Annotated in this window: 23 protein-coding genes; 12 read left to right on the forward strand and 11 right to left on the reverse strand. The window is 51.7% G+C overall.

The window, feature by feature from the left end:
• Positions 1 to 152: 152 nt before the first annotated feature.
• From ACN0YN_RS15240 to ACN0YN_RS15250, 3 genes are all read left to right on the forward strand, one after another.
• Positions 153 to 1520 carry an aspartate aminotransferase family protein gene (locus ACN0YN_RS15240; RefSeq protein ID WP_417385878.1) on the forward strand — a complete coding sequence of 456 codons (1368 nt, stop codon included), beginning with the start codon at positions 153 to 155 and terminating at the stop codon, positions 1518 to 1520.
• A gap of 26 nt (positions 1521 to 1546) precedes the next feature.
• Entirely contained in the window at positions 1547 to 2089 is a 543-nt protein-coding gene (gene mug / locus ACN0YN_RS15245; RefSeq protein ID WP_417385879.1) for a G/U mismatch-specific DNA glycosylase, read from the forward strand.
• A 193-nt stretch (positions 2090 to 2282) separates the two neighbouring features.
• Positions 2283 to 2795, forward strand: coding sequence for a hypothetical protein (locus tag ACN0YN_RS15250; RefSeq protein ID WP_417385880.1), 513 nt, complete (start codon positions 2283 to 2285; stop codon positions 2793 to 2795).
• Between the two features lie 12 nt (positions 2796 to 2807).
• Here ACN0YN_RS15250 and ACN0YN_RS15255 read toward each other — a convergent pair whose 3' ends face one another.
• Complete coding sequence (locus tag ACN0YN_RS15255) at positions 2808 to 3920, reverse strand: hypothetical protein (RefSeq protein WP_417385881.1); 1113 nt, start codon at positions 3918 to 3920, stop codon at positions 2808 to 2810.
• 288 nt (positions 3921 to 4208) lie between these two features.
• Here ACN0YN_RS15255 and ACN0YN_RS15260 point away from each other — a divergent pair, with 288 nt between their 5' ends.
• Positions 4209 to 4817 (forward strand): hypothetical protein, encoded by a 609-nt coding sequence (locus ACN0YN_RS15260; RefSeq protein WP_417385882.1) that lies wholly within the window; start codon positions 4209 to 4211, stop codon positions 4815 to 4817.
• 58 nt (positions 4818 to 4875) lie between these two features.
• On the forward strand, positions 4876 to 5496 hold the full coding sequence (locus ACN0YN_RS15265) for a hypothetical protein (RefSeq protein WP_417385883.1): 621 nt from the start codon (positions 4876 to 4878) through the stop codon (positions 5494 to 5496).
• Positions 5497 to 5523: 27 nt separating this feature from the next.
• Here the strand turns inward: ACN0YN_RS15265 and ACN0YN_RS15270 are convergent, their stop codons facing one another.
• Complete coding sequence (locus ACN0YN_RS15270) at positions 5524 to 5928, reverse strand: DUF4259 domain-containing protein (protein WP_417385884.1); 405 nt, start codon at positions 5926 to 5928, stop codon at positions 5524 to 5526.
• A gap of 224 nt (positions 5929 to 6152) precedes the next feature.
• Positions 6153 to 6842, reverse strand: a complete 690-nt coding sequence (locus ACN0YN_RS15275; protein WP_417385885.1) for a hypothetical protein — start codon at positions 6840 to 6842, stop codon at positions 6153 to 6155.
• A 385-nt stretch (positions 6843 to 7227) separates the two neighbouring features.
• Between ACN0YN_RS15275 and ACN0YN_RS15280 the strand changes: the two genes are divergently transcribed.
• Positions 7228 to 8520: an EDR1-related protein gene (locus ACN0YN_RS15280; RefSeq protein ID WP_417385886.1), complete on the forward strand. Its 1293-nt coding sequence runs from the start codon at positions 7228 to 7230 to the stop codon at positions 8518 to 8520.
• Positions 8521 to 8531: 11 nt separating this feature from the next.
• Here the strand turns inward: ACN0YN_RS15280 and ACN0YN_RS15285 are convergent, their stop codons facing one another.
• Positions 8532 to 9707 carry a glycosyltransferase gene (locus ACN0YN_RS15285; protein WP_417385887.1) on the reverse strand — a complete coding sequence of 392 codons (1176 nt, stop codon included), beginning with the start codon at positions 9705 to 9707 and terminating at the stop codon, positions 8532 to 8534.
• A gap of 18 nt (positions 9708 to 9725) precedes the next feature.
• Positions 9726 to 10925 (reverse strand): L-2-hydroxyglutarate oxidase, encoded by a 1200-nt coding sequence (gene lhgO, locus ACN0YN_RS15290; protein WP_417385888.1) that lies wholly within the window; start codon positions 10923 to 10925, stop codon positions 9726 to 9728.
• A gap of 123 nt (positions 10926 to 11048) precedes the next feature.
• Here lhgO and ACN0YN_RS15295 point away from each other — a divergent pair, with 123 nt between their 5' ends.
• Positions 11049 to 12422, forward strand: coding sequence for a dipeptidase (locus ACN0YN_RS15295; RefSeq protein ID WP_417385889.1), 1374 nt, complete (start codon positions 11049 to 11051; stop codon positions 12420 to 12422).
• 312 nt (positions 12423 to 12734) lie between these two features.
• Here ACN0YN_RS15295 and ACN0YN_RS15300 read toward each other — a convergent pair whose 3' ends face one another.
• The 5 genes from ACN0YN_RS15300 to ACN0YN_RS15320 all read right to left on the reverse strand — a co-directional run bounded on the left by ACN0YN_RS15300 (position 12735) and on the right by ACN0YN_RS15320 (position 16684).
• The gene (locus tag ACN0YN_RS15300; protein WP_417385890.1) at positions 12735 to 13403 is read right to left on the reverse strand and encodes a nitroreductase family protein; all 669 of its coding nucleotides are present in this window, start codon (positions 13401 to 13403) and stop codon (positions 12735 to 12737) included.
• A gap of 133 nt (positions 13404 to 13536) precedes the next feature.
• Positions 13537 to 14070 (reverse strand): hypothetical protein, encoded by a 534-nt coding sequence (locus tag ACN0YN_RS15305; RefSeq protein ID WP_417385891.1) that lies wholly within the window; start codon positions 14068 to 14070, stop codon positions 13537 to 13539.
• Positions 14071 to 14150: 80 nt separating this feature from the next.
• Positions 14151 to 15494 carry a DUF1501 domain-containing protein gene (locus tag ACN0YN_RS15310; RefSeq protein ID WP_417385892.1) on the reverse strand — a complete coding sequence of 448 codons (1344 nt, stop codon included), beginning with the start codon at positions 15492 to 15494 and terminating at the stop codon, positions 14151 to 14153.
• Between the two features lie 136 nt (positions 15495 to 15630).
• Positions 15631 to 16374, reverse strand: a complete 744-nt coding sequence (gene folK / locus ACN0YN_RS15315; RefSeq protein WP_417385893.1) for a 2-amino-4-hydroxy-6-hydroxymethyldihydropteridine diphosphokinase — start codon at positions 16372 to 16374, stop codon at positions 15631 to 15633.
• Positions 16375 to 16510: 136 nt separating this feature from the next.
• On the reverse strand, positions 16511 to 16684 hold the full coding sequence (locus ACN0YN_RS15320) for a Flp family type IVb pilin (protein ID WP_417385894.1): 174 nt from the start codon (positions 16682 to 16684) through the stop codon (positions 16511 to 16513).
• A 393-nt stretch (positions 16685 to 17077) separates the two neighbouring features.
• Here ACN0YN_RS15320 and infA point away from each other — a divergent pair, with 393 nt between their 5' ends.
• From infA to recG, 3 genes are all read left to right on the forward strand, one after another.
• The gene (gene infA / locus ACN0YN_RS15325; protein ID WP_002643979.1) at positions 17078 to 17296 is read left to right on the forward strand and encodes a translation initiation factor IF-1; all 219 of its coding nucleotides are present in this window, start codon (positions 17078 to 17080) and stop codon (positions 17294 to 17296) included.
• Positions 17297 to 17442: 146 nt separating this feature from the next.
• Positions 17443 to 17937, forward strand: a complete 495-nt coding sequence (rnhA, locus tag ACN0YN_RS15330) for a ribonuclease HI (protein ID WP_417385895.1) — start codon at positions 17443 to 17445, stop codon at positions 17935 to 17937.
• A gap of 59 nt (positions 17938 to 17996) precedes the next feature.
• A complete protein-coding gene (gene recG / locus ACN0YN_RS15335) occupies positions 17997 to 20072 on the forward strand; it encodes an ATP-dependent DNA helicase RecG (RefSeq protein WP_417385896.1) in 2076 nt (691 codons plus the stop codon).
• A gap of 30 nt (positions 20073 to 20102) precedes the next feature.
• Here the strand turns inward: recG and ACN0YN_RS15340 are convergent, their stop codons facing one another.
• Positions 20103 to 21221, reverse strand: coding sequence for an LptF/LptG family permease (locus tag ACN0YN_RS15340; RefSeq protein WP_417385897.1), 1119 nt, complete (start codon positions 21219 to 21221; stop codon positions 20103 to 20105).
• Between the two features lie 505 nt (positions 21222 to 21726).
• Here ACN0YN_RS15340 and ACN0YN_RS15345 point away from each other — a divergent pair.
• The gene (locus ACN0YN_RS15345; RefSeq protein ID WP_417385898.1) at positions 21727 to 22107 is read left to right on the forward strand and encodes a TraR/DksA family transcriptional regulator; all 381 of its coding nucleotides are present in this window, start codon (positions 21727 to 21729) and stop codon (positions 22105 to 22107) included.
• A gap of 275 nt (positions 22108 to 22382) precedes the next feature.
• Complete coding sequence (locus ACN0YN_RS15350) at positions 22383 to 23906, forward strand: trypsin-like peptidase domain-containing protein (RefSeq protein WP_417385899.1); 1524 nt, start codon at positions 22383 to 22385, stop codon at positions 23904 to 23906.
• Positions 23907 to 23987: the final 81 nt, after the last annotated feature.

The raw sequence follows: 23987 nt of genomic DNA on the forward strand, positions 1-23987 counted from the left end.
TCCGTCTTCGATCACTTTGAACTTTGGCGCGGTTTCCGATATAAATGAAATACTCCGGTCTGGTACCTGATTCAGGCCAGTCCATTCGCGGAGTCCCCCGTTTCAGAGACTGACTCTGATTCTTCTCTTACTTTTACAGTGAGTTCAATGCCATGAGCCAGGCCGTAGGACAGCAGATTGAAGCCGACTTTTTTGCGAAGTTTCCCACATCGGCAAAGATGTATCAGCAGGCGTGTACCCTGTTCCCCAGCGGGGTAACCCATGACGGCCGTTACATGAAGCCGTTTCCGATTTATGTCGATCATGCTCTGGGAGCACATAAATACGATGTCGATGGTAACGACATCATCGACTACTGGAGTGGTCACGGCTCATTGATTCTGGGACACAGCCACCCTGCGATGGTCCAGGCGGTTCAGGAACAGGTCGCCAAAGGCACCCACTTCGGCGCCTGCCACGAATTGGAACTGGAATGGGGCGAACTGGTCCGTCAACTGGTCCCTTCCTGCGAAATGCTGCGTTTCACCAGCAGTGGCACCGAAGCCACGATGATGGCCCTGCGTGTCGCCCGGATCGCGACCGGCAAAACGAAAGTCATTAAATTCGCCGGTCACTTTCATGGCTGGCATGACCTGCTGACCCAGGCTTCAGAACCCCCGCACGATGATAAAACTTACGCGATGCCCGGCGTGACTGACGGCGTTTCGGAAGAGCTGATCATCCTGCGTCCCAACGATCTGGATCTGGTGGAACGTGCCATCGCCGAACATGACCCGGCCTGCCTGATCATCGAAGCCACAGGCAGCCGCTGGGGTGTAGTGCCTCTCGCAGAAGGATTTCTGCAGGGACTGAGAAAACTGACAGAAGAAAAAGGGGTGCTGATGATTATGGACGAAGTCATCAGCGGATTCCGTGTCGCTCCCGGCGGCATGCAGGAAGTACGAGGCATCGTCCCCGACCTGACCTCACTGGCGAAAATCGTTGCCGGCGGTCTGCCCGGTGGCTGTCTGGCTGGTCGTGCCGACCTGATGCAGGCAATTGCTTTTGACAATCCGTTCGGTCAGAAAATGAAACACCCGGGAACGTATAACGCCAACCCGCTTTCCGCAGCAGCGGGTATCGCCGTCTTAAAACAGATCGCCGACGGGGAACCCTGTCGTGCGGCAAATGAAAGTGCCGCGAAACTGCGAATGGGAATGAACGAAGTCCTGACCCGCAAAAATGTGAACTGGGTGGTCTACGGTCAATTCTCGATCATCAAAGTCTTCCCCGGTTACGATGGACCGCGGCCCACCGATGATTCTTTCGTGCCCTACGATAATGACTTTGACCGACTGGATCGCAAACACGATGCACAACTGGGACATGCTTTCCGCTGTGCCCTGCTGTTGAACGGTGTCGACTGGTTTGGCTGGGGTGCCATGACCACTGCGGCGCACTCCGATGCAGAAATCAACTTTACGGTCAATGCCTTCGAACGCGCCATCGATGCGTTACGGAATGACGGGTTTATTGAGTAAGGACCAGCTCCGGGAGCCTGAAACGCGTGGAAGAAATCTGGAAACCAACGCCGGAACAGTTGGAACAGGCCATTCATAAACAGCTCCCCGACCTGATCGAACCTGGTTTAAAAGCGTTGTTTGTTGGCACGAATCCAGGATTGTACTCTGCCGCGGTCGGTCATCACTTTGCCCGACCCGGCAATCGCTTCTGGCCAGCCATGCATCGGGGGAAAATTACTGAGCGGCTCTATTCTCCCTTCGAAGATTATAAACTGCTCGCACGGGGAGGCGGTCTGACCAACATCGTCAGCCGCGCCTCCAAACGGGCAGATGAACTTTCCAAAGCAGAACTCGACGCAGGGGCTGAGATCCTCACCAGGAAAGTCGTTCAGTTCCGACCGCAGAAAGTCGTCTTCCTGGGAATCACGTCCTACCGCAAAGCGTTCGGCAGAAATAAAGCCCAGCTGGGACTCCAGAAAGAACAGATCGGTGATGCAGATGTCTGGGTGCTTCCCAACCCCAGCGGGTTGAATGCCCACTATCAGATCCCGGAACTGGGAAAAATCTTTGCCAAAATGTGGCGGTAAAAGTCAACCTGTTTTACCCATTTTACGCGACAGGTATTTTTTCTCTGCTGAAGTTTTCTTTCGACGCGAATTGATTGAATCCGGCGGAATTGTCTCGACGATGAATCTTTCAGACAGAGAGATTCTGCGCAGCAAGCGTCGGTAGCTCGATCGAGGTCTTTCCGTACGACATCACTTTCGTTCAGGTTCATTCATGTTGCTTCAATTCCGATTTCGCTGGTCTCGAATCATGCTGCTGCTGCTGACGGTAGCGCTGCTGAGCCAGCAGGGATGCGTGCATCGGAAGAAGTACAGCCTGTCGAGTATGTGGATGGATTACAATACACTCAGAGCGCCAGCCATCTTCATTGAGAAGCGGGAACACTTCCCTTACAAGGCTCATCAGGTCGCTTTATTCCACTGGCAGTATGGCGTCACACCGGGGCGCAACGTGAAATACGTCCGTCCCGATCTGGTGGGCGATAATATGGCCTCTAATTCATCCGCTCCTTATGAAGGTGTGATGAACGTGAGTGCTGAAGGCCAGGCTTATCCCGCGGAGATACAGCCCCTCCCCATCGGTGCCGCCAACAGCAGCATGAGCGTCGATACGCCGCAGGGAACCATGGTGCCTCAGAAACCGCATCCGACAACCGCTCCCATCAAGAAAAACGCCCGTTTCTCAATTGAAACGATTCCGCCTCCCCCTGCACCGCCCGTCCCTTAATCGGCTCATTGATCAGCGCGTGACTGGTGAGACGCGAGGCGTATAGACGGTAATCCAGATAAAGGGTTGTCCGCGTTCATCGATCACCAGATTACGGGTGAGGCCTTCTCGGCCAATGGCATTCCGGATCAGTATGCCCCAGGTGGTCCGTTTTTTGGAGACAGTCACTTTGATCTGATCCAGGTCAATCTCCTTCTTCTCGATCGTGTAATCATCCGTGAGCATGGGGATGCCTGATGCCTTGGAAGCCGCCATCAACACATCCCGCAATGGTACACGATTGAGTTCGACCGGAATCAGTTCAAAATAACGGGGCGCCGTTTTCTGGCGCGAGAGTTTCAGTTCCCAGCCAATCGGCCAGGGTGTCTCCGTCGCTTCCCACGGCGTTACCAGCAGTTCCAGTGAACCGGTGGGGGTTCGCAGTGGATAGAACGCCAGGCCATACTGTTTGAGGGCAATCGCCAGTGCCGTCCCTTTGGCCAGCTTCCCGAGATCTGCTTTGACCTTGAGATCCGGCGCCGCTTCTGCCAGTCGTTTCTGCGCATCAATGTCGAAGCGGATCGGCAGTGAATCAGGGAACTCAAGTTTCTCGATCGCCGCTTTCAGTGTGAGCCCCTGCACATTGGCAGGTGATTCCTGCGAGAGTTCATCAAACACCGTCTTGAATTGTGCGTTCGATAAGCCCCACAGCGGTTTACTTTCGGGTGAACCCTGCGCACCAAATGTTTTGAGTTCATTTAGCCATTCTTTGAGTCGTCCCAGATCACTGCGGGCAAAACGATGGCCGGGGAACTGAATATCACCGTTCCGATTGAGCGAGCCCGTCAGGCGGACCTCACGCAAGGTCCCCCGCAGATCCTGTTCGATCGCCGGTTTGTCATCGAGTACAGAGCGGCGTGTGCGAATGGAGATTCCCAGATCGCGAAAGGTCTGCCCCCACTGCTGGGCAAACAGAGCCGCACTGTTATCTTCCATCAGCAGTGTGACGGTCACCGTTGTTTTGATCGGCGCACCCTCGAACTTTTCCTGTTTGGGAAATGTGAGTTGGGCTGACAGTTCCAAGTTTCCTGAAATGCTGAGTACGAGCATTCCAAGCAGAGGGAGTAAGGGTGTTCGTTGTTTCATCTCTTGTATTCTGGCTCATGAAACACAGATGGACTGAAAAATAACACGATTGCCAAGTATATCAGACCCGATCTCCCCTGATGAGACCAATCCGGTAAAGAAACCGTATCCAATCCCTGCCTGACCAATTTTTTTAACTCAAACAGACCATTTTGATCAGCCTGGGACCGAATAAAATTGCCGTTCGTTGAGGCAGATAACTCATGCGAAATTGATTTTATTTATGGTGATTAGATCAGATCTGGTATAATTTTTGTTTTCATTCTCTTTTTATCTGGAGACGAATCAATGAAACAGAAACTGATTCCGACCGCTGTACTCGTTACTGGCATCCTGATAATTGCCGGGACGATCCTGTGGAAGTCTTATTCAGGTCTGATCGTCAGCGTAAATCAGCAGGCTGATTCGAAATTGAAACAGCAGAAAACAGGGACCCCGATTTTCCCGGGCCTCCGCGCTGGTTTTGATAAAACAGGAGAAATCCTGCGAATCACAGGCAAGGAAACCAGACAAGGTCAATCCATCATTCAAACATCGCGTACCAGCCGAGAGGTATTTGAGTGGATATTGAAACAGAACCCACGCAAACTGCACTTTGAAATCGTGTATTTGAATGACGCGGATATGGCACTCCTGGAGCAATTGTCGGAACTGGAGGAAATCACGCTTAAAAATACCAATGCGGGTGACCAGACTGTCTCCCATCTCCTCAAAATCAAATCATTGAAACGGCTGTCAATTCACAACGCAACGATTACAGACAAGTCCGTATTTCTCATTTCGCAAATGACAGGGTTGGACTCACTCTCATTGAAAGAAAATCGCTTCCTGCCCTGGAAGTCCTATCAGATCCTGAAAGATCTGTTACCCGATACGAAAATAGAGAAGTTTATTTAATCTGTACACAGGATTGATCAAACAGATAGCAACGGAACCCCTTCAGTGAGATAAAAAGATGAAACCGAACATCATTTTAGCAGCCGTTCTGATCTTTTTCTTAACCAGTGCCATGCAGGCTGACTTCTCTGCACAACAGGCAAAGGAAACACAGGAAACCGTGCTCCCCGCTCCACAGCAGAATTCATCGGCTGTTAAAAAAGACCTTGTTTTCGAGTATCCGCCAGCTGGTTTAACCATCGGACTTCATGAGAATCGCACAGCCTTAAGGATACTGGGAGACGGGACTATGATCAGTCCCCCCTTTTATCAGACGTCGCGAATCAACAGAGCATTATTTGAGTGGGTGAGTACTCAGAAGCAGCTTAAAAAGATCACTCTGGAAATGGTGATCTTCGATGATAATGATCTGTCCCAGTTGCAAAAGCTGCCAGTACTCGAACAGCTTTCTCTGAATGGAACCAGTCTCGGAGACCAGGGAGTCGGGCACCTGTCTAAAATGGAATCCATCACTGCGATTGCAATTAATTATGGCTTGATCACGGATCACTCCATCCCTTACCTGTTGCAGATGAAGAAGCTGACCTATCTGACGATAAACCGCAGCCGATTTTTTCCACTGAATGCCGCGACAGCGCTGAAGCAGGGATTACCGGAAACACAAGTACAAATCTATTAGACAGATCTGATCGCGAAAAGCTTTCGGTCAGGCATTAAACGCATGGATCATGCGTTCGATGTTGCCTTTCCATTCGGGATATTCTGTGCTGTTTTCTGACCAGAGTTCATTCAATTCGGAATTGTCAGACAGCACGCGATTCAAACCCAGGACACAGGCTGGTTTCAAGTCGGTCACGTCCAGCCCCTGATGATTCTGAACCCACTCCTGAAAATCGTGAGGCGGGTTATCTCTGACTTCATACAGAAGTGAATAAACCGTTTCCGCGGCTCCCAGAATTGAACAGCAGTCATCGTATTCCAGGTAGTCGTCGGTCGCTTCCGGCGTTAATGATGTGCGCAGAAACTCAACGGTGTTTTCGGCAGCGTACAATTCATAGGCCCAGTCGCAGGTGCTGTCATCTTCAAATGTATTATATCCCCAGGCGCCCATCAGGTTCTCCACTCATGCTGTTTTGGCTAAATCAGTACTCGATACCGGGACTAAGTGATATAATTGCTTTAAGGAAATAATACCATGCACAGAGTACTCTTACAGAAAAATATTTTTACTCTCATTTTCTACTGGGACATTAATAAAAAACAACCCGGACCTTTCGATCCGGGTTGTTGTATTGTGAATATTGTGAATGCGGACTGATCCGTTTAATTCGTGGTTTATTTGTTGATCAGCGATTTCACTTTTTCAAGTTCCTGTTTGGCTTTCTGCAGGGTCTGTTCTGCTTCAGCAACATCTTTTTTCTCAGACGCCAGTGACTCTTCCGCATCTTTCACTGCACCTTGTGCAGCTTCTTTGTCGGTCTCACTGGTTTCACTCAGTTTCTTTTTCGCTCCCGCGAGGGTCGCTTCCGCTTCGGTGACGTCAGCCTGTTCCTCTTTCAGATCTTTTTCTGCTTCCATCACGTCGTTCTGTGCGTTTTTCAAAGCTTCCACTTTCGTTTCCGCTAAGCGGTTTCGAGCAGCAGCAACACGTTCTTCCGCTTCATTTTTCGCTTCGGCAACATCTTCTGCTTTGGCTTTTTCAGCCTGTGCCAGCGATTCATCCAGCTCACGCTGTGCTTCCCGGACATCTTTCATTTCTTCACTGATGTCTTCAGAGGATTCATCATCCAGACGTGCTTCTTTGACGTCTTTCATTTCTTCCTGGATGTTTTCGGTACCAACGCGACGGGTTTCCCGAATTTCCGCTGTACCTTCCTGTTCGGCCTGAGCAATCTGCTGCTGGCCTACTGTCTTTGCTTCGTCTACGTTTTCGCGGGCCTGCTCAATGGATTCTGAATTCGTCTGGCAACCAACCAGAATCAGAGCAGCCAGTGCAGATGCAGAGCTTAATTTCAAAAATGACATGATTGTCTCCTGTTAAATGTTGAACGATATGGCTGGGGCATTCCCTTGAGTGCCTGGTTTGTATCTGGTGTAATCCCCTCTCACTCATGTTGTTGGAATTCAATTGATGCAGATTCTATGCCAGTGCACAGCAACACTACAGAAACAGGCATTTTCTCGAGGCAGAACAGAAAAAACGTCTCGCAGTCGAACGGTCAGCATCCAGTCAGGTCGATCAGCGAACAGAAAATAAGGGTTTCTGCCACAGCCAAAGCACTCCGAATATTAATTTGCGAAGACAATGATTGATTCGTATTTTGACATACAATACGATTGCTCAAACGTGAACCTGAATAGAATCAGGCATTAACCAGACTACATATAATGTGATGATGAAATGAGCAAAATGCGGCAGCGTTTTTTCACCAGCCTGTTAATGTTACTCAGCTTATTGGTTCTGACCTCGCTGACTCATGCGGAAACGATCCTGATTCCTTTCGGAAAAGAGACCCGCTGGCGATTTCAGGATGGCACTCGTCCCGTTCCTCCAAACTGGTTTGAACCACAATTTGATGATTCCCAGTGGCAGTCCGGCATCGCACCGCTCGGCTATGGTGATGCAGACATCAACACCACGTTCAGTTTTGGAAGTGACCCCCAGAAAAAAAACATCACAGCCTGTTTTCGACACTCCTTTCAGATCGAGGATGCCAGCCAGCTCAAACAGCTGGTTTTGATGATCCGCAGCGATGATGGCTGTATTGTCTATCTGAACGGGAAAGAAGTGGTCCGCCACAATCTCCCCCAGGGTCAGATTACGGTAGACACACTCGCCCTGAAGCGATCCGATGGACTGGAGGAGCGAATTTACCAGTATTTTAAAATCGAGACGCCCCAACTGGTCTCGGGCACAAACGTCATCGCGATTGAAGTCCACCAGGTTGATGCCCGCAGCAGTGACCTCTTCTTCGACCTGACCTTGCGTGGCTATCCAGACCTCGATTCCCTGCGTCCGAAAATGCAGGAGCAGGCACGACAGGCGACCGTGGATTATCACTCAAAACATTTTGTCGGACCCAAAATCCGGATTCAGGACGGTTACGTAGACGGCGGTCGCGGAATGAAACTGGATGAAAAAGGACAGGCGTTTTCCCGACGCGAACTCATCATCGTTGACCGCCAGCGGGATGCGGCACTCAAACAACACCTGGAGTTCGCCCGCTCAGAGGAACTGAAAGCGCTGGAGCCGTTGAAACGGGCGACCCGACTGGCACAATATGTAGACCAGAGCATGTCACTCGACAAAGCCAACCGCTGGAGTACGCCTGCAGTCGTGCTGTTAACCAGAGAATATGCGAACGAAGGAGTTTTGCTCGGCGAAGTGACACGTCTCTGCGGGGCAGGCGTCTGTCGACATCGGGCGCTGCTGTTCAAACTGCTGGCGGACGAGGCGGGACTGGACGTGGCCCTGGTGCGCGGCAATTATGGCGACGCCAGCCGTGCCGGCGGACACGCATGGAACGAACTCTACCTGCCCGACGGCAGACGTTTCATCATTGACACGATGCAACGCCGCATCGAGCTATTAGGAACAGATGGCAGCCAGACCAGCAGCCGCTACCTCACCATCGACAACAAACCCTGGTACCCGAAATCAAAACCTGCTGAAGCAGAACGGCCCCAGAACTCTGCGAATTAATATGCCACAGTTCAATACAAGTTCTTCTTCAGCACATCCAGGGGATAGATTGTATCACGCCAGCGGACGCCGCCGTTTTTGAGTGTGACATAAGCCGAGCGCCAGATGGCAAACGCGAGTGCCAGCGACGAGAAGAACAGCAGTGGCGTCACACGCAGTCCGGAAGAGAACAGAACCGCTATGGTGGCATAACAAAGATGCAGCAGGCCGATCGTAATCAGAAAGCCGATCGTCTGCGACAGCGGAAACAGGAACGGGAGAATAAAGGGGGCGATAAAAAACAGGAGAAACACCAGCGTCGCCAGCGAGACCCACAGCAGGGAATAGTGAAAGGACGCGAAGGAATTTTTCTCGACGCCGGTAATGACTCCCCAGGCGGAAGGCTGCCAGCGGACTTTCAGTTGTTCGATACCCAGGTAAAAGTCCTGCCTGTAAAAATAGTTTTTGATCAGTTTCCCGAGCTTGATGTCGTCGAGTACATCCAGTTTTATCGCGGCGTGACCGCCGACCTGCTGATAAACTTCGGTTCGAACCAGATTGAAAGCACCGATGCCGATGTAGGCAAAGTGCCAGCGGGTCGGAACCAGCCAGAGAAACATGCCGCCGGTCAGCAGGAAACCGAAAAAGGTAATGAAGGCCATCTCCAGCAGACCGCCCCGCGCCAGTTGAGGCAGCAGACAGAGATGATCCAGTTTCTGATGCAGAAAGATACGCGTCGCTTCTGATATCGCCTGGGGATCGAAGATGATATCACCGTCCGTAAACAGCAGCAGTTCCCCCGTCGCCTGCTTCGCTGCCTGATGCATGGCATGTGACTTCCCCAGCCAGTCGGCAGGCAGTTCTGAAATATGGACGACCTGCATGCTCACGCGACCCTGCTCTTCTGCAGTCTGCGCCACGCGTTCCATAATCTCACCCGTTGCATCGGTCGAACGATCATTGACGGCGATGATTTCCAGATGCGGGTAGTCGGAAGCCAGCAGCGAGTTGAGGCTGGCTTCGAGCGTTGCGGCTTCGTCTTTGGCGGGTACGATCACCGAAATCGCAGGCCAGACCTGGGGAATTTCGGTCTCAGGCAGACAGCGGGTAATGCGTTTACGGATCATCATGATGAGTGAAGGGACCAGCAGAATCGTCCAGAAGACGATGGTCCCGTAACCCCAGTATGTGATGATCGAAGCCTGCATTGTGTGGTGGTCTTTCCGTTATGAAATCCGGGTGGCCAGCAGATCGGTGATCATCGAGCCGATCCGCAGAGAAGAAGTCGCAGCCGGCGAAGGTGCATTGAGCACATTGATCATCCGGTCGGATTCATCGATCAGAAAATCATCCACCAGAGTCCCATCGGGGCCCAGTGCCTGGGCACGTACCCCTGCAGGCGCGGCTTCGAGGTCTTCGGCTTTGATTTCGGGAATCAACCGCTGCAGTTCATGGACAAATGCCGGCTTGCTGAAGGACCGCCACATCTCTTTCAAACCGGTCTTCCAGTATTTCATCGCCATCTTAATGAATCCGGGATAAGTGGCCGCTTCGAACAGATCACTGAGATTGATACTGGTTTTTGTATAGCCTTCCCGTGCAAAAGCCCAGACAGCGTTCGGCCCGCATTCGACGCCGCCGTGAATCATTCTGGTGAAATGCACGCCGAGAAACGGGAACTCGGGATTGGGTACCGGATAAATCAGCGCTTTGCAGAGATGTTCCGCCTGTGGTTTGAGCACGTAGTATTCGCCGCGAAAGGGGACAATTTTGGAATCCGGTTTCGAACCACCCATGCGGGCCACGCGATCACTGAATAACCCGCCACAATTGATGACCTGCTTCGCGGTAAAATCCCCCTGTCTGGTTTTGACGGTAATCGAATCGGCGTGATGCTGGATACCCGTGACCTCGGCTCCGGTCAGAATCTGATTGTCTTTCTCCTGAATACGTTCCGCCAGTCGAGCAGAGACCTGCTTATAATCAACGATCCCGGTCTCCGGAACATGGATACCACGAATACCAGCCACGTGTGGCTCCAGTTCTTTAACGCGTTCCTCACCGATCATTTCACAGGTGACACCGTTCTGTTGTCCCCGTTCAAAGATGCGATTCAGAGCGGGGAATTCCTGTTCGTCGACCGCCACGATGACTTTACCGCATTGATCCCAGGGAATTTCTTCCGCATCACAGAACTCTTCCATCGCACGTTTTCCCTCGCGACAGTTGATGGCTCTGAGGGAACCGGGTTTGTAGTAGATTCCGGAATGCAATACCCCTGAATTGTGGCCGGTCTGATGCTGGGCGATCTGACTTTCTTTCTCAAGGATCAGAATCGACAGCTGCGGGAACCGTCGGCTGATCTGCCAGCCTGCTGCCAGGCCAATGATTCCCCCTCCAATTATTGCGACATCTACTGTTTTCATGGATGACTTCTATACTCAAATGATCCACGGGGACTTATACTCAAAGTTCACAACGTCATTCGCAGAGTCTCTCTCACCTTCAATGATATCATAACTTAGCAGGATCAAGGTTACAGGAAAACAATGGTTGAGCAAGTTCGCAGTTATTTAGAGCAACATCAGGATCAGGCTGTCAGTGAACTGATCGAATTTCTGAAAATCCCCAGTGTCAGTGCCGATTCAACATTGAAGGCAGAAACGCGGCGCGGCGCCGAGTTCGTACTGAAACAACTGGAAGCCGCGGGCATCGAAAGCCGCCTGGTGGAAACCGCCGGGCATCCGATTGTTTATGGTGCCTGGAAAAAAGCAGCGGGGAAACCGACGGTACTGGTATACGGCCATTACGATGTGCAGCCCCCCGATCCTCTGGATCAATGGACGACACCCCCGTTTGAACCGGATATTCGCGACGGCCACATTTATGCCCGGGGTGCGACCGACGACAAAGGGCAGATGTATACGCACATCAAGTCAGTTGAAGCCTGGATGAAAGTGCATGGCGAGTTGCCGGTCAACGTGGTCTTTGTGATTGAAGGCGAAGAAGAAGTCGGCAGCGACAATCTGGACCGTTTTCTGGCTGAGAACAAGGATCTGGTTGCCAGCGATATCGCGGTGATCAGCGATACCAGCCAGTATGGACCGGGGCTGCCTGCGATTACCTACGGACTGCGGGGCATTCTGGCCTGTGAAGTGATTGTGCGCGGACCCCGTCAGGATCTGCACAGTGGCGTGTTTGGTGGTGCGGTGACCAACCCGGGCAATGGTCTGGCGAAAATGATCGCCGCGCTGCACGATGATCAGGGGCGGGTGCAAATCCCCGGCTTTTATGATGGCGTGCTGGAACTGACACAGGAAGAACGCGAGCAGTTTGCGGCGTTGCCTTTTGATGAAGCCACCTTTATGAGCAATCTGGGGGTGAATGCAGTCGCCGGCGAAGCGGGCTTTACCACGCTGGAACGCCGCTGGGCACGACCGACGTGCGATGTGAACGGCATGATCTCGGGTTACACGGGCGAAGGTCCCAAAACCATTGTCCCCGCTCAAGCCCGCGTGAAGATCACTTGCCGCCTGGTTCCCGATCAGGATCCCAAGGCATTGACGAAAGCGCTGGAGCAGTTTCTGCGCGATCAGCTGCCACCAGGATTGACCATGGAATTCATCGACTTCCACGGCTGCCGCGGTCTGGTCTTTGATTTCAACAGCCCTTATATGACAGCCGCCCGCTCGGCCATTGAACAGGCATTCGGAACGGCACCTGTGATGATCCGCGAAGGGGGCTCCATTCCGGTCGTCGAAACGTTTAAGTCGCTGGTCGGCGTCGAAACACTGCTGCTGGGCTGGGGACAGAATACGGATAACCTTCATAGCCCCAACGAACGTTTCTCGCTGGAATCGTTTCGCCAGGGCACACTGGCCAGTGCCCTGCTCTGGCAGGAACTGTCAGAAATACAGGTCTGAGTTTTACTACCACGAAATTCACGAACGTGTATGTTGCATGGATAAATAATATTTGTCATGGGTGGTCCCGAATGTAATTCGGGATTGCTGAAAGCAACAGGAAACTGTCAGGGCATTTGATCGATTTTAAATATCACATCAATCTTTATCGATCATTCATAATCACGATCACGATTCATTTTTCTGGTTCTCTGTTAGATTCCTGCTCGCTGCGCTCGGCCCGAATTTTATTCGGGCCTACCCAATAGGTGTGAGTGGAAATTGAGTGAGGAATACGAATCGAAAAAGTGGACTTGCCTCAGTGGGGTGTTCTCAAAGGGTCACTTCGCGAATCCACTGATCGCTGCGGTCGTTTCGCAGACTGCCCGGTTTGCGCTCTCTGGAATTGTCCCGCATCTCGGGATACTCAATGAAGACGGCAGCCAGTAATTTTTCCTGTGCGGGAATGCCCAGATACTGGAACATCTCCGGTCCCTTCAGTTTTCCGCCACTCGACCAGTAGTTTCCCATATTGTGCGCGGTCAGCATCAGTAACAGATTCTGGACCATGGCCGAAGCGGCTGCCAGATGCTCTTCGTCGCGTGCCAGTAACGTTTCCCGTTCGACCTTGGAATCCTGTTGTCCTTCAGCAGCAGAGACCTCAGGCAGCCAGGTCACCAGGACCAGCGCACTGCAGGCAGCTGCGAGCCGGGGCTCTTTGGAGGTGACGTTTAATTCATCACGCATATAGATCGCAGCCTGTTTTGCCTGCTCATCCCATAAAACATGGGCACGCCACGGTTCTGCTAAATCATCGACTTTGCGTGGATAGTGAAACGGAGCCCAGCCCGCGGTCTGAATCGCCTGCAATACAATCTGGCGATTGCGTTCGGCGATGTCAGCGGGAACAGGCCGATGTGCTTCGATATCACACATAACCTTTTCTGTTTTGCGGTCTCGGATGATGGTTTCTACTGTATCGGGCGTTGATTTATCGGGCATCGTCAATCCTGAAAGCGATTCTGCATGGCAAAGCATGAGTTTGTAATTACAATCTGGTGATCACTGTGAGTTGAAAGTGTAAGTGACTGAATTTTCAGAGACAAGTACCGCGAATTTTTTTTGTCGCTGGATGTCACTTTTCTTTCTGCTGCAGCAAGCCGAGAACTTCAGAATAATTACTCAGGTGATAGAGAGTGGCACCATTGGGATTGAGCGCGTTCCGATTGTTGGCTTCCACTGTCAGCACCGCACTTTTGGCATCCTGATGCTCCTCAACGTCCAGCCAGAAGAAGTCTTCCTGACAGTTGACCTTCAAATACACGTGGTACTGTAAGGACGGGTGATTTTGTGAATACTGCCCGGGTCTGGCACCCAGTAACGCTGTGAGGAGATCTTTGATTGCCGTTTGGTCTGTGATCGTTGCCAGGCGTGTTAAGCGTTCATATTCACTGGCTGTAAACGCAGAGTATCCTGGAGGAGGCTCAACCACTTCGATGGAAGTCACAGAGTCCGCTGTGATTTCCCCGGATTTGATCGCCTGAACAAAATCGGGGCCACTGGTCGTTCCTCTGATTGCTTGTATGTAAACAACCCAGGTAAGACCGCATGCAGCGAAAATCAACGCTGCAATATTCAATAACCGGTTCTGCGCAGGACTCAACGCCATGGGTTTTGCCCTCTTACTGAAACAGCAGGATTGCATACCTTGATCAAGGCGCGATTTTTATGAAACGGTCAGAGCCTCGCTCAGACCAGTTCAGGCATCACCTTGTACTGGTTCGTATCGACCAGATAACGGGGGCGTCCCTGCAGGTCGGTGACCGTGCTGGTTTCGACATCTATGCCCAGATTGTGATAGAGGGTCGCAAAGACTTCCTGGAAATGAACCGGGCGGTCTTCCGCATATTCACCGAGTCGGTTGGTCGATCCAATGATCTTCCCGGTCTTCATGCCGCCACCAGCAACCAGCGCCGTGGAGACACGAGGCCAGTGATCGCGACCGGAGTTGGCATTGATTTTGGGAGTGCGTCCGAATTCACCCCAGACGACGACGGTGACATCGTCCAGCATGCCACGATTTTCGAGGTCTTCCACCAGAGCAGTTACCCCCTGATCGAGCATCGGCATATCTTCGCGACCACGTTTAAAGTTGCCGCCATGCCAGTCCCAGCGACTGAAGGCCAGCGTCACACAGCGGGCTCCTGCTTCAATCAGACGACGGGCAGTCAGAAAATCATCGAGCAGTTTCGGGCCGCCATCCGCACGGAGCTTTGAAGTTCCCCGGCCGTAGCGATCGCGGAGTTTCTGGTCTTCCTTGGAAAGATCTAACGCTTCAGCCAGTTTGCTGGAGGTCAGAATACCAAACGCCTGTTGTGTGAACGAGTCGAGCCCTTCCATCATGCCCGAAGCATCCACTTTACTGCGAAACTGATCGAGCGAGCTGAGTACCTGTTTTCGGTTGTCGAGACGATCCAGCGAAATGCCGTTCAGGGTCATATCGGCCATGCCTTCCCCATTGGGTCGGAACGGCGCGTGAGCCAGTCCCAGGAAGCCAGGATCTCCGGCGCGAGCCCATTCCATGTGGCCCATCTTGGGAGAGAGACCGAGGAACGGGGGAATCGACGGATCGACGGGACCGTATTTTTTCGAAAGGACCGAACCTAAGCTGGGCCAGCCTCCCAGAGGCTGGTTTCGAAAGGGATAACCGGTGAGACACTGGAAGGCATCGTGCCGTCCATCTGAACCAACCATGGAACGGATGAACGCGAACTTGTCAGCCATCTGCGCCATCCGCGGAAACTGATCGCCGATTTCGACACCGGGAACGTTGGTTTGGATTGCGTTGAATTCGCCACGAATTTCACTGGGCGCATCAACTTTAATATCCCACATATCCTGATGGGGAGGACCTCCCGGCAGGAAGATCATAATGATCCCTTTGTGGTTCTGACGCTGATGCGAAGAGTTCTCTGCCTGCAGAATTTGCGGAAGGGACATACCACCTAACGCGAGACCACCAACCTGGAGAAAGTTGCGGCGGGTAATCTGATCACAAAACTTACTTTTTTGAGAACCCAGGATCTTGAGCATCGTGTCAGGTCTCCAAATTCGAAAAGGTGGGAGGGCGAAGGCAGGTAAGACTGATGAAATCAAACCGTCATTATCTGATTTCGAGCAGCCTTATTAAAAATATCGGCGAGCCCTTATCTATTAGTATAGACGATTTTTACCGGAAATCCAGCGCAGATTGCAAGACATGAACGATCCGTTCAGTATTTTTCTGATATTCAGAGAGGTCTAACCGGGGAATCAGAGGCAAATCTTCGAATCGGGTAGCAGATGTCGGAGCCCCCAGCCAGGCAATCAAGGTCGGTTCCTGTGAGATGGAACCGGCAGATCCCTGAGTTTCCCAACTGGAAAACTGCACTTCGGGATATAGTTGCTGCAGTTTTCGGATCAATGATGCGGTTTCTTCACAGGGGAGTCCTGCCAGAACAAATTGAAACGGTTTAACCAGCAGACGCTGGCGTAATTCCTGAATCGTGATCTGTTTCTCCGGGTGAATGACATCGGCTGCGATTTCTGCCAGGGGATCGAGTACGAACCGCCGATACCAGCAGGCGGGATGGGGGACCACCAGATTTTCCGTATGAATCACGAATTGATCATACAGCAGCATATCCAGGTCCAGTGGACGCGCCCCCCAGCGGACTTCTCTGGTACGGCCCATGTCTGTTTCCAAGAGCTGCAGTTCTTCCAGCACGGATTCAGGGGAAAGCGAGACGGAAAGCTGTGCGGCACCATTCAGAAAAGGATCGGATGTCTGGTCACCAACCGGAGCCGTTTCAATCCAGTCACTGGTTTTAATGACGGATATTTCCGGATGCTGATCGAGACATTCCAGTGCCCGGGAGAATGTTTCGCGGACAGGCCCCTGATTTCCGCCGAGCGCAATATAGCAGTCAGGCATAACAGTTCCGGGTGTGATAGATCGAGAATGCAGGTTAAAACTCCCTGCAGTGTAATGGAATAGCGTAGAAGTGCAATTCTGCAGGAGGCAGAGGATTCCAGAGAGACGGGCATGAAGCCGGATTCAAACCAGCTTATCACATGCCGTGATTGTGCATTTCGGTCGTTGCATTTTCAAACAGGGCGTTGGTGCGGGTTCCCACTGCGGCGATGGCGGCGATACAGACCATCACGATGGCAGCCAGCATGACAGCATACTCGACAGCGGTAGGACCATCTTCTTCTACTAGAAATTTTTTGAGATACTGCATGACAACAATCCTGTCAGATGTGTGGCAATCTGAAAGACAGCTTCCAGATTTTCGGACCGACAATTGATTTGAATCTGATTTGAATCACTTTTCATAAAGCAGGGCCCGATTTAATAAAGCTTACCCCACGTTTGACATCCGATTACCAAAAAACTCGTTCTTCAGAAGAAAAAAACGCTGAATCATAGTATCTACAGGGATTTCCCTGCCATAATCAGAGCTTATGTGACTTGCGGGTCTGTTCGGACTGGCATATTTGGCGTCTCCCTGTCACAATAAGTGACTCAGAGAACTTCCGGATGCCTTTTATCAGACTGGCACTGGAGTTAGGTTTATGCGAGTTGTATCGCTTAATCCCGTTTTATGAACCTTATTGGACAGGATACAATTGTTATGGCCAAAGAAGAGGCCATTGAAGTCGAAGGTACAGTGACCGAGGCACTGGCAAATACTCAGTTTCGAGTCGAACTGGAAAACGGACACCAGGTTCTGGCGCACGTCGCTGGCAAGATGCGGAAGCACTTCATTCGTATCGTACCAGGCGACAAAGTCGTGGTCGAGGTCTCACCCTATGACCTGAACCGTGGACGTATTGTCTATCGAGAACGATAGTCGCAGAAGAGCGACCCGCTTCTTTCCCAGAATCCATCAGGGGTGATTTTACGCTCATTCGCAGGATCCCCCGAATTTGTCATTGATACCGGGACTCGAGTTCGAGTCGTCGTTAATTTCTTGCCAGGCGTGCCCTTTCTATTATTATGACTGATGATGCAGCAACTCAGGATGCTCTCCCGTTTGTGCAGATCTTTACCGATGGCGCCTGCAGGGGAAATCCGGGTCCGGGGGGCTGGGGAGTCATTCTGAGACATCCCTCTACCGGAACGGAAAAAGAGTTCTCCGGAGGCGAAGCGGTCACAACCAATAATCAGATGGAGTTGCAGGCGGTGATTTCCGGCCTGGAACTGCTGAAACGCCCTTCCCGTGTCGAAGTGATTACGGATAGCGTCTATGTTGCCAAAGGCTCAAAGGAATGGATGCCGAACTGGAAAAAAAACAACTGGCGCCGGCGGGAAGGCAAAAGCTGGAAGCCTGTGAAGAACGAAGAACTCTGGCGCAAACTGGATACGCTGCTCGAACGTCACAATGTCCAGTTCACGCAGATCAAAGGACACAGTGGTCACCCGGAAAATGAACGCTGTGATGAACTGGCAGTGGAGTTTGCACTGAAATTACAAAGTGAGTCTGAATACTAACCCGGCACTGGCTGTTTATACCGATTCATATACCCCGGCTCGAACGGTTGTGGAATACGATGACCGAACCCTCCCTGGAAACTCCTGTTCAATTCATCAATGGAGTGGGCCCGGATCGAGCCGAACTGCTGGGGAAAATCGGAATCCAAACTGTCGAGGATTTGCTTTGGCATCTGCCCCGCAGTGTGCTGGATCTCACTGACGTCCGACCAGTCAACGAACTGGAAGAAGATCAACCCGCGTCCGTCTGTGGAAAAGTCGTGGACATGGATGCGCGCACCATCTCACGCGGGCGGACAATCACCGCCATTCTCCTCGATTGCGGCACCGGATTTCTGAAAGGAACCTGGTTCAATCAACCCTGGGTCATCAAACGTTTTTTCCAGGGACAACTGCTGATGTTCTCCGGCAAACCGAAACGCCGCTCCGGAAAATGGGAAATCTCCCACCCCCAGTTCCAGGTACTGGAAGAAGATCTGGATGATCCCCAGGGGCTGATCTTACCCAAATACAGCCTGACCGAAGGCATCAAGATGTATCAGATGCGGCGGTTCATTCGGGCTGCGGTTGAAGAATATGCGCATCTGATTCCTGATTATCTGCCGGAAAATTTTCGTGAAACTCATTCGCTGATTCCGCTGAGTCAGGCCGTGATCCAGATGCATAAGCCTCAGACCATGGACGAATATCATGCCGGCGTGCATCGTGTGATCTACGATGATCTGCTGGAATTTCAACTGGCACTGGCGATGCGCAGGCGACTCTGGACCTGCGTGGATAATGCACCGCTGGTCAAAGTCACAGCGAAAGTGGATGCCCGCATCAGACGGTTATTTCCGTATGACTTTACCAACGGACAAAACCAGGTGATCGAAGAAATCAAAGCCGATCTCGCTTCGGGTCGCGCCATGCATCGTATGCTGCAGGCCGATGTGGGGGCCGGGAAAACAGCGATTGCGATTTATGCCATGCTGGCGACGATTGCTGGCGGAAACCAGGCAGTTCTGATGGCCCCGACAGAACTGCTGGCGGTGCAGCACTGGGAAACCATCAACCAGATTTTGAAACACAGTCGAGTTGAACGCTGCCTGCTGACCGGCAGTCTGTCTCCCGCCGAACGGAAAGCGACACTGGAAAAGATCGCTTCCGGCGAGCAACAACTGATTATCGGTACGCAGGCGGTGGTCCAGAAAGATGTCCGCTACCACAACCTGGGTCTGGTCATTATCGACGAACAGCACAAGTTTGGTGTGATGCAGCGGGCACATTTTTCGAGCGATCAGAATACACCTCACATGCTGGTCATGACGGCAACGCCGATTCCCCGCAGCCTGTGCCTGACCCAGTTTGGCGAGTTGGACATTTCGGTGAATACAGAACTGCCTCCCGGACGACAACCGGTGATGACGAGCCGCGTCTCAACAACGCCTCAACGCAAAAAAGCCTGGGAATTTCTGAGAACCCAGATCGCTGCCGGCAGACAGGCTTATATTGTCTGTCCGCGCATCGATTCCGAAGACGAACAGAATATTCGTTCCAGCGCGGAGGAAGTGTATCGCAAACTGCAGAAGAGTGAACTGGCGACGGCTTCGATCGGGCTGGTACATGGTCAGATGGATCGCGAAGAGCGGGCGGGGATCATGAATCAGTTTCACCAGGGAACGATTCAGGTACTGGTTTCGACGACGGTTGTGGAAGTCGGCGTGGATGTCCCCAATGCGACACTGATGGTCATTCTGCAGGCAGATCGATTTGGACTCTCACAACTCCACCAGCTAAGGGGTCGTGTGGGGCGCGGCATCCACCGGGGAAACTGTTTTCTGTTTTCCTATACAGAAAGTGAAGATGCTCTGAATCGACTGGCGGTGATGGAACAGACCACCGATGGCTTTGAAATTGCCGAAGCGGACTTTCAGGCACGGGGGCCGGGGGACATCTTTGGAACCCGTCAACATGGGGAGTTGCCGCTGCGGGTTGCCGATCTGAAACGGGATGAGGCCATTTTGCAGGAAACGCATGCGGTCGCATTACGTCTCGTCGAACGAGGCGAATTTGACCAACCCCGGTTTGCCCCGTTAAAGAATCGTGTGCTGGATCGATTCGGGCAACTGATGGATCTGGGACAGAGCGGTTAATTCTGTTCCGCTCAGCTTAAGTCTGATCGATCAGGTCTGAACCCGGTTCGTGAACCAGGCAGCGAGCGTACCGTTCGTAATGACGGGAAACCAGGCAGCCTGATCGGGGGTGATCAGTTTTGTCGCCCCCATATAATGAAAGCATTGCGAAATCCCAAACAGGCCGCCCATCACACAGGCACAGATCGCGATATTCAGAATCAGACTGCGACTCTCTTTGCGTAAAACAAACGGGATCGAAATCAGTACAGCAATCAGATTCATGATCGGACGGGTGAGGCGGGCATGCAGGTCCAGTTTCTGTTTCCGAATCGATAAATCACTAAAGGAGGGATTATTGATGCGGGCAATCAGATCCGCCGTTGAAATCAGCGAACTGAAATTACGATTACAGAGTTGATCACAGCCAACATCCGTCACGATAAAAACCTCATTCGGCTCAGGACCGGGCAGGATGATTTCCCTGGCAAATTCCGCAATTTCCAGCTCCTGATAGCTTGGAGAAGCCTGCTGCAGTAACCAGCCTCCCGGACTGGTTTCAGTCTGATTCTGATAGATGGCGGTTTCGGATTTCACGGTGACGAAATCGTGAACCATCGGCTTGGAGAGCACGAACTCGGCATTCTTCATTTTCTGTTCGGTCAGGAAGAGTTCCTGTCCGTTGATCATAATCCGGGTGCTGAAATCATAAACCGGCTCTACGAACTGAGCCGAGCTCCCCATGTCTCCGCGTTCCGCCTGAACCTTATCCGCAATCGCAGGAATAATGACTTCCTGGTTCAAACAGATCACGCAGTTGACGATAATCGTTGCCAGAGCCAGCGGGATCGCCAGTCGGTAAGTGGGTATGCCGGCTGAGAGTACGGGGTTCAGTTCCCCATGGCGCACCATCAGCGCAAACACAACGACTCCGGCCAGTACAGTGAGAATGGGACTGACCATGTCGAAAAAGATGGAGGACTGGTAGAAGTAGTACTCGAGCATGATCCACAGCAGGCTGGTTGACGAACCTTCTTCCGTCCCGGACTGAAAGCCATCGATGTTGGTGAATCCATCAAAAACCACATACAGACCGTAGGTTGCGATGAACCCGATCACGAATACGTGGAAATATCGTTTGAGCAAATAACGGTCGAAGGTAGTAAACACGTTTCCCAATCATTGTCTGTAACTGATCTAAGAGACTGGTTTCAGGGGCGGGTATTACATCGCAATCGGGAAACGGGGTCAATATCAGGAAACACCCCGGAAAACAGAGTGTACATTCGCTACAATCGTCGCAATTTGAAAGTCCAGTTGGCGAAAAGGGCTTAATCTTTGGAAAATCGGAAAATTGTAAGAAAAGGCGCCAGCTTAAGTTATTTGAAAATTTTGACTTATGTATTAATTTCTCATTTTGAAAGTTTCCAACTCTCGACATTTAATTCGCGTAGTGAATAATACTCGTGTGTAGCTTTGATGTAAAAACTGAAAATATCTGGTCATGTTTCCAATTTCTTTAGCCAAATTGAAAGCTATGTTTTGGGAGAATCGACTTAATTAAGTTGCTCACCGAATATGATCTTTATGAGGGGAAGAGAGAGTGGTACGAAAAGACGCAATAATCAGGTTGCACAAGCAACTGCTGAATAGACGTGATGAGCTGAAAAAGCTGGTGAGCGACAGTTCAGAAGGTTCGTCAGGCAGCCAGTCGTCCGTTGAGGACAGTGGTGATGCTGCGATCCGCGAACGTCGTCAGGATCTGGAATCTCATCTGGCCGAGATCGAATACAATGAGCTGATGCAAATCCGCCGCGCGATCTCACTGATTCAGGAAGGCCGTTACGGCCACTGTGAAAGCTGCAATAAGAATATACCGATTGCACGGCTTAAAGCGGTTCCGTACGCGATGTTTTGTGTCAGTTGTGCACAACAGCGCGAATCGATGGGTTTATCCACTAGTAGCGCTCATGGCGATTGGGAGAACGCATACGAATTCGAAGGACGGCTTAACGATCAGGAGGTCAGAATTCATGATTTGGATCTCGAAAAATAGCGTTGCCTTCCGATAATGATTGCCAGAGGGTTCCACCAGCCTGATTACTGTTTACTTCTCTCCCGAATTATACAGATCCCTCATTACTGACATTCATTGTGGAGAGATTCCTCAGAATCAGTCTCGTGTTCCCCGGTATTACCAGTGCCGCTGCCAGTCAGCCGGTCACTTGTAATCAAATCGGTCGGCAGTGGCGAAGGATTGCCTCATTTTGCCGTAGCTAGGAATAGCTCAATCGCAAAAAAGATCCTGGGTCACGCTGAGAGATTTGCATCATGAAGAATCGATACCCCCTGGTATTCATCGTTGGACTGATTGTTTCCGTTTCACTTTGGAATGCCTGCTTTGAATCCCCGCTGTCTTCTAAACAGCTGGAAGCCAAGGTTCCTTCACAGGCGAACCCCCGGCAAGATCATGCCGTCATGCTGCCTTCTTCGTCATCCCCCTTGCATGAAGGCAGCAGGCATCTGGCTAAAATTGCCAAGCTGGCCACCCCGAGTGTTGTTCATATTCAGTGTGAGCGCCAGACACCGCGCGGAGCCGTGGAAGAAACCGGTTCCGGTGTGATCGTCAGAGGTGACGGAACCTCCGGCCTGTATATCGTCACCAACCGGCATGTGGTACGCGACTCTGACGGGACAGCCATTTCCATCTCACTGCACGATGGTCGTGTGATTCACCCCCAGCAGAAATGGGAAGATAAAGATACCGACCTGGCAATTCTGAAGATTACGGTCTCTGATGTGACACCTGCTGAATGGGGCGACAGCGACAAGCTGGATATTGGTCACATGGTGCTGGCGATGGGAAGTCCTTTCGGTTTAAGTGAATCAGTCACCCTGGGAATCATCAGTGCCAAAGGACGTCGCTCTCTGCAACTGGGTAGCGGATCGGAAGTTCTCAACCAGAACTTTCTGCAGACGGATGCCGCCATCAACCCTGGTAACAGTGGTGGACCACTGATCGATCTCGAAGGAAAAATTATCGGCATCAATACCGCCATCGCTTCGAACAGTGGCGGTAACGACGGCATCGGATTCAGTATCCCCAGTAAGCTGGTACGCCACGTATTCAACCAGCTGGTAAAATATGGCCAGGTTTACCGGGCCTACCTGGGTGTGCAGCTCGATCCGGAATTCAGCATCGCGACCGCCGGCCGATTGAAAATGGACCGTGTTCGTGGTGCCCGTGTCGTGAAAGTGATTTCGAATACTCCCGCATCGCGTGCCAACCTGAAATACGATGACATCATCCTCAGTTTCGGCGGCATCGATGTTCTCGACCAGAACCACCTGATCAATCTGGTCAGCCTGACCCCCATCGATAACAGAGTCAGTGTCGTCCTGTTACGCAACGGCCGGAAGGTCAACGTCATGGTGGAACTGGCAAACCGTCGTATTCTGGACGAACTGGAACGGAAGCAGAAAGAGACACAGCAGTCTCGTCGCCCGGGAACATCGGCTGCTCCCATGAGCTTTCAGAAAGTGAAACACACAACTGCAAACGATGTCCTGTCAGGACTGCAGGTGCATGCCATGAATGCTGATCTGGCAACCCAGCTGGGCTTTGAAGCCACTCAATCCGGATTACTCGTGATGGATGTGGACCGGGAAAGTTCGCTGTCAAACGTTGTCAAACTGTATGATGTGATTGAAGAAGTCGCTGGAACCCCCGTTCATAACCTGAATGAATTTCGTCAGGTCCTCAAGCAGACCGAATCGCTGGACAGCCTGGTCCTGAAGGTCTCGAACGGCAAACCGGGACAACCACATCACCAACTCGTCATCTGGAAGAGATAGATCCTGTTCTCGTAAAAGCTGACAACTCAAGAGCCATCTTTGATGGAAGCGGTCTCTCTCAACCTGATTCGCTTCAATAAA

The organism is Gimesia sp., from assembly GCF_048260065.1.
Classification (GTDB): domain Bacteria; phylum Planctomycetota; class Planctomycetia; order Planctomycetales; family Planctomycetaceae; genus Gimesia.

Coding starts and splice junctions, on each gene's coding strand:
- ACN0YN_RS15255 (WP_417385881.1), bottom strand. CDS start 3,920: ATGAAACAACGAACACCCTTACTCCCTCTGCTTGGAATGCTCGTACTC.
- recG (WP_417385896.1), top strand. CDS start 17,997: ATGACCGAACCCTCCCTGGAAACTCCTGTTCAATTCATCAATGGAGTG.
- lhgO (WP_417385888.1), bottom strand. CDS start 10,925: ATGAAAACAGTAGATGTCGCAATAATTGGAGGGGGAATCATTGGCCTG.
- ACN0YN_RS15305 (WP_417385891.1), bottom strand. CDS start 14,070: ATGGCGTTGAGTCCTGCGCAGAACCGGTTATTGAATATTGCAGCGTTG.
- ACN0YN_RS15300 (WP_417385890.1), bottom strand. CDS start 13,403: ATGCCCGATAAATCAACGCCCGATACAGTAGAAACCATCATCCGAGAC.
- ACN0YN_RS15275 (WP_417385885.1), bottom strand. CDS start 6,842: ATGTCATTTTTGAAATTAAGCTCTGCATCTGCACTGGCTGCTCTGATT.
- ACN0YN_RS15250 (WP_417385880.1), top strand. CDS start 2,283: ATGTTGCTTCAATTCCGATTTCGCTGGTCTCGAATCATGCTGCTGCTG.
- ACN0YN_RS15320 (WP_417385894.1), bottom strand. CDS start 16,684: ATGCAGTATCTCAAAAAATTTCTAGTAGAAGAAGATGGTCCTACCGCT.
- folK (WP_417385893.1), bottom strand. CDS start 16,374: ATGCCTGACTGCTATATTGCGCTCGGCGGAAATCAGGGGCCTGTCCGC.
- ACN0YN_RS15260 (WP_417385882.1), top strand. CDS start 4,209: ATGAAACAGAAACTGATTCCGACCGCTGTACTCGTTACTGGCATCCTG.
- ACN0YN_RS15295 (WP_417385889.1), top strand. CDS start 11,049: ATGGTTGAGCAAGTTCGCAGTTATTTAGAGCAACATCAGGATCAGGCT.
- infA (WP_002643979.1), top strand. CDS start 17,078: ATGGCCAAAGAAGAGGCCATTGAAGTCGAAGGTACAGTGACCGAGGCA.
- ACN0YN_RS15265 (WP_417385883.1), top strand. CDS start 4,876: ATGAAACCGAACATCATTTTAGCAGCCGTTCTGATCTTTTTCTTAACC.
- ACN0YN_RS15285 (WP_417385887.1), bottom strand. CDS start 9,707: ATGCAGGCTTCGATCATCACATACTGGGGTTACGGGACCATCGTCTTC.
- ACN0YN_RS15270 (WP_417385884.1), bottom strand. CDS start 5,928: ATGGGCGCCTGGGGATATAATACATTTGAAGATGACAGCACCTGCGAC.
- ACN0YN_RS15240 (WP_417385878.1), top strand. CDS start 153: ATGAGCCAGGCCGTAGGACAGCAGATTGAAGCCGACTTTTTTGCGAAG.
- ACN0YN_RS15350 (WP_417385899.1), top strand. CDS start 22,383: ATGAAGAATCGATACCCCCTGGTATTCATCGTTGGACTGATTGTTTCC.
- ACN0YN_RS15280 (WP_417385886.1), top strand. CDS start 7,228: ATGCGGCAGCGTTTTTTCACCAGCCTGTTAATGTTACTCAGCTTATTG.
- ACN0YN_RS15310 (WP_417385892.1), bottom strand. CDS start 15,494: ATGCTCAAGATCCTGGGTTCTCAAAAAAGTAAGTTTTGTGATCAGATT.
- rnhA (WP_417385895.1), top strand. CDS start 17,443: ATGACTGATGATGCAGCAACTCAGGATGCTCTCCCGTTTGTGCAGATC.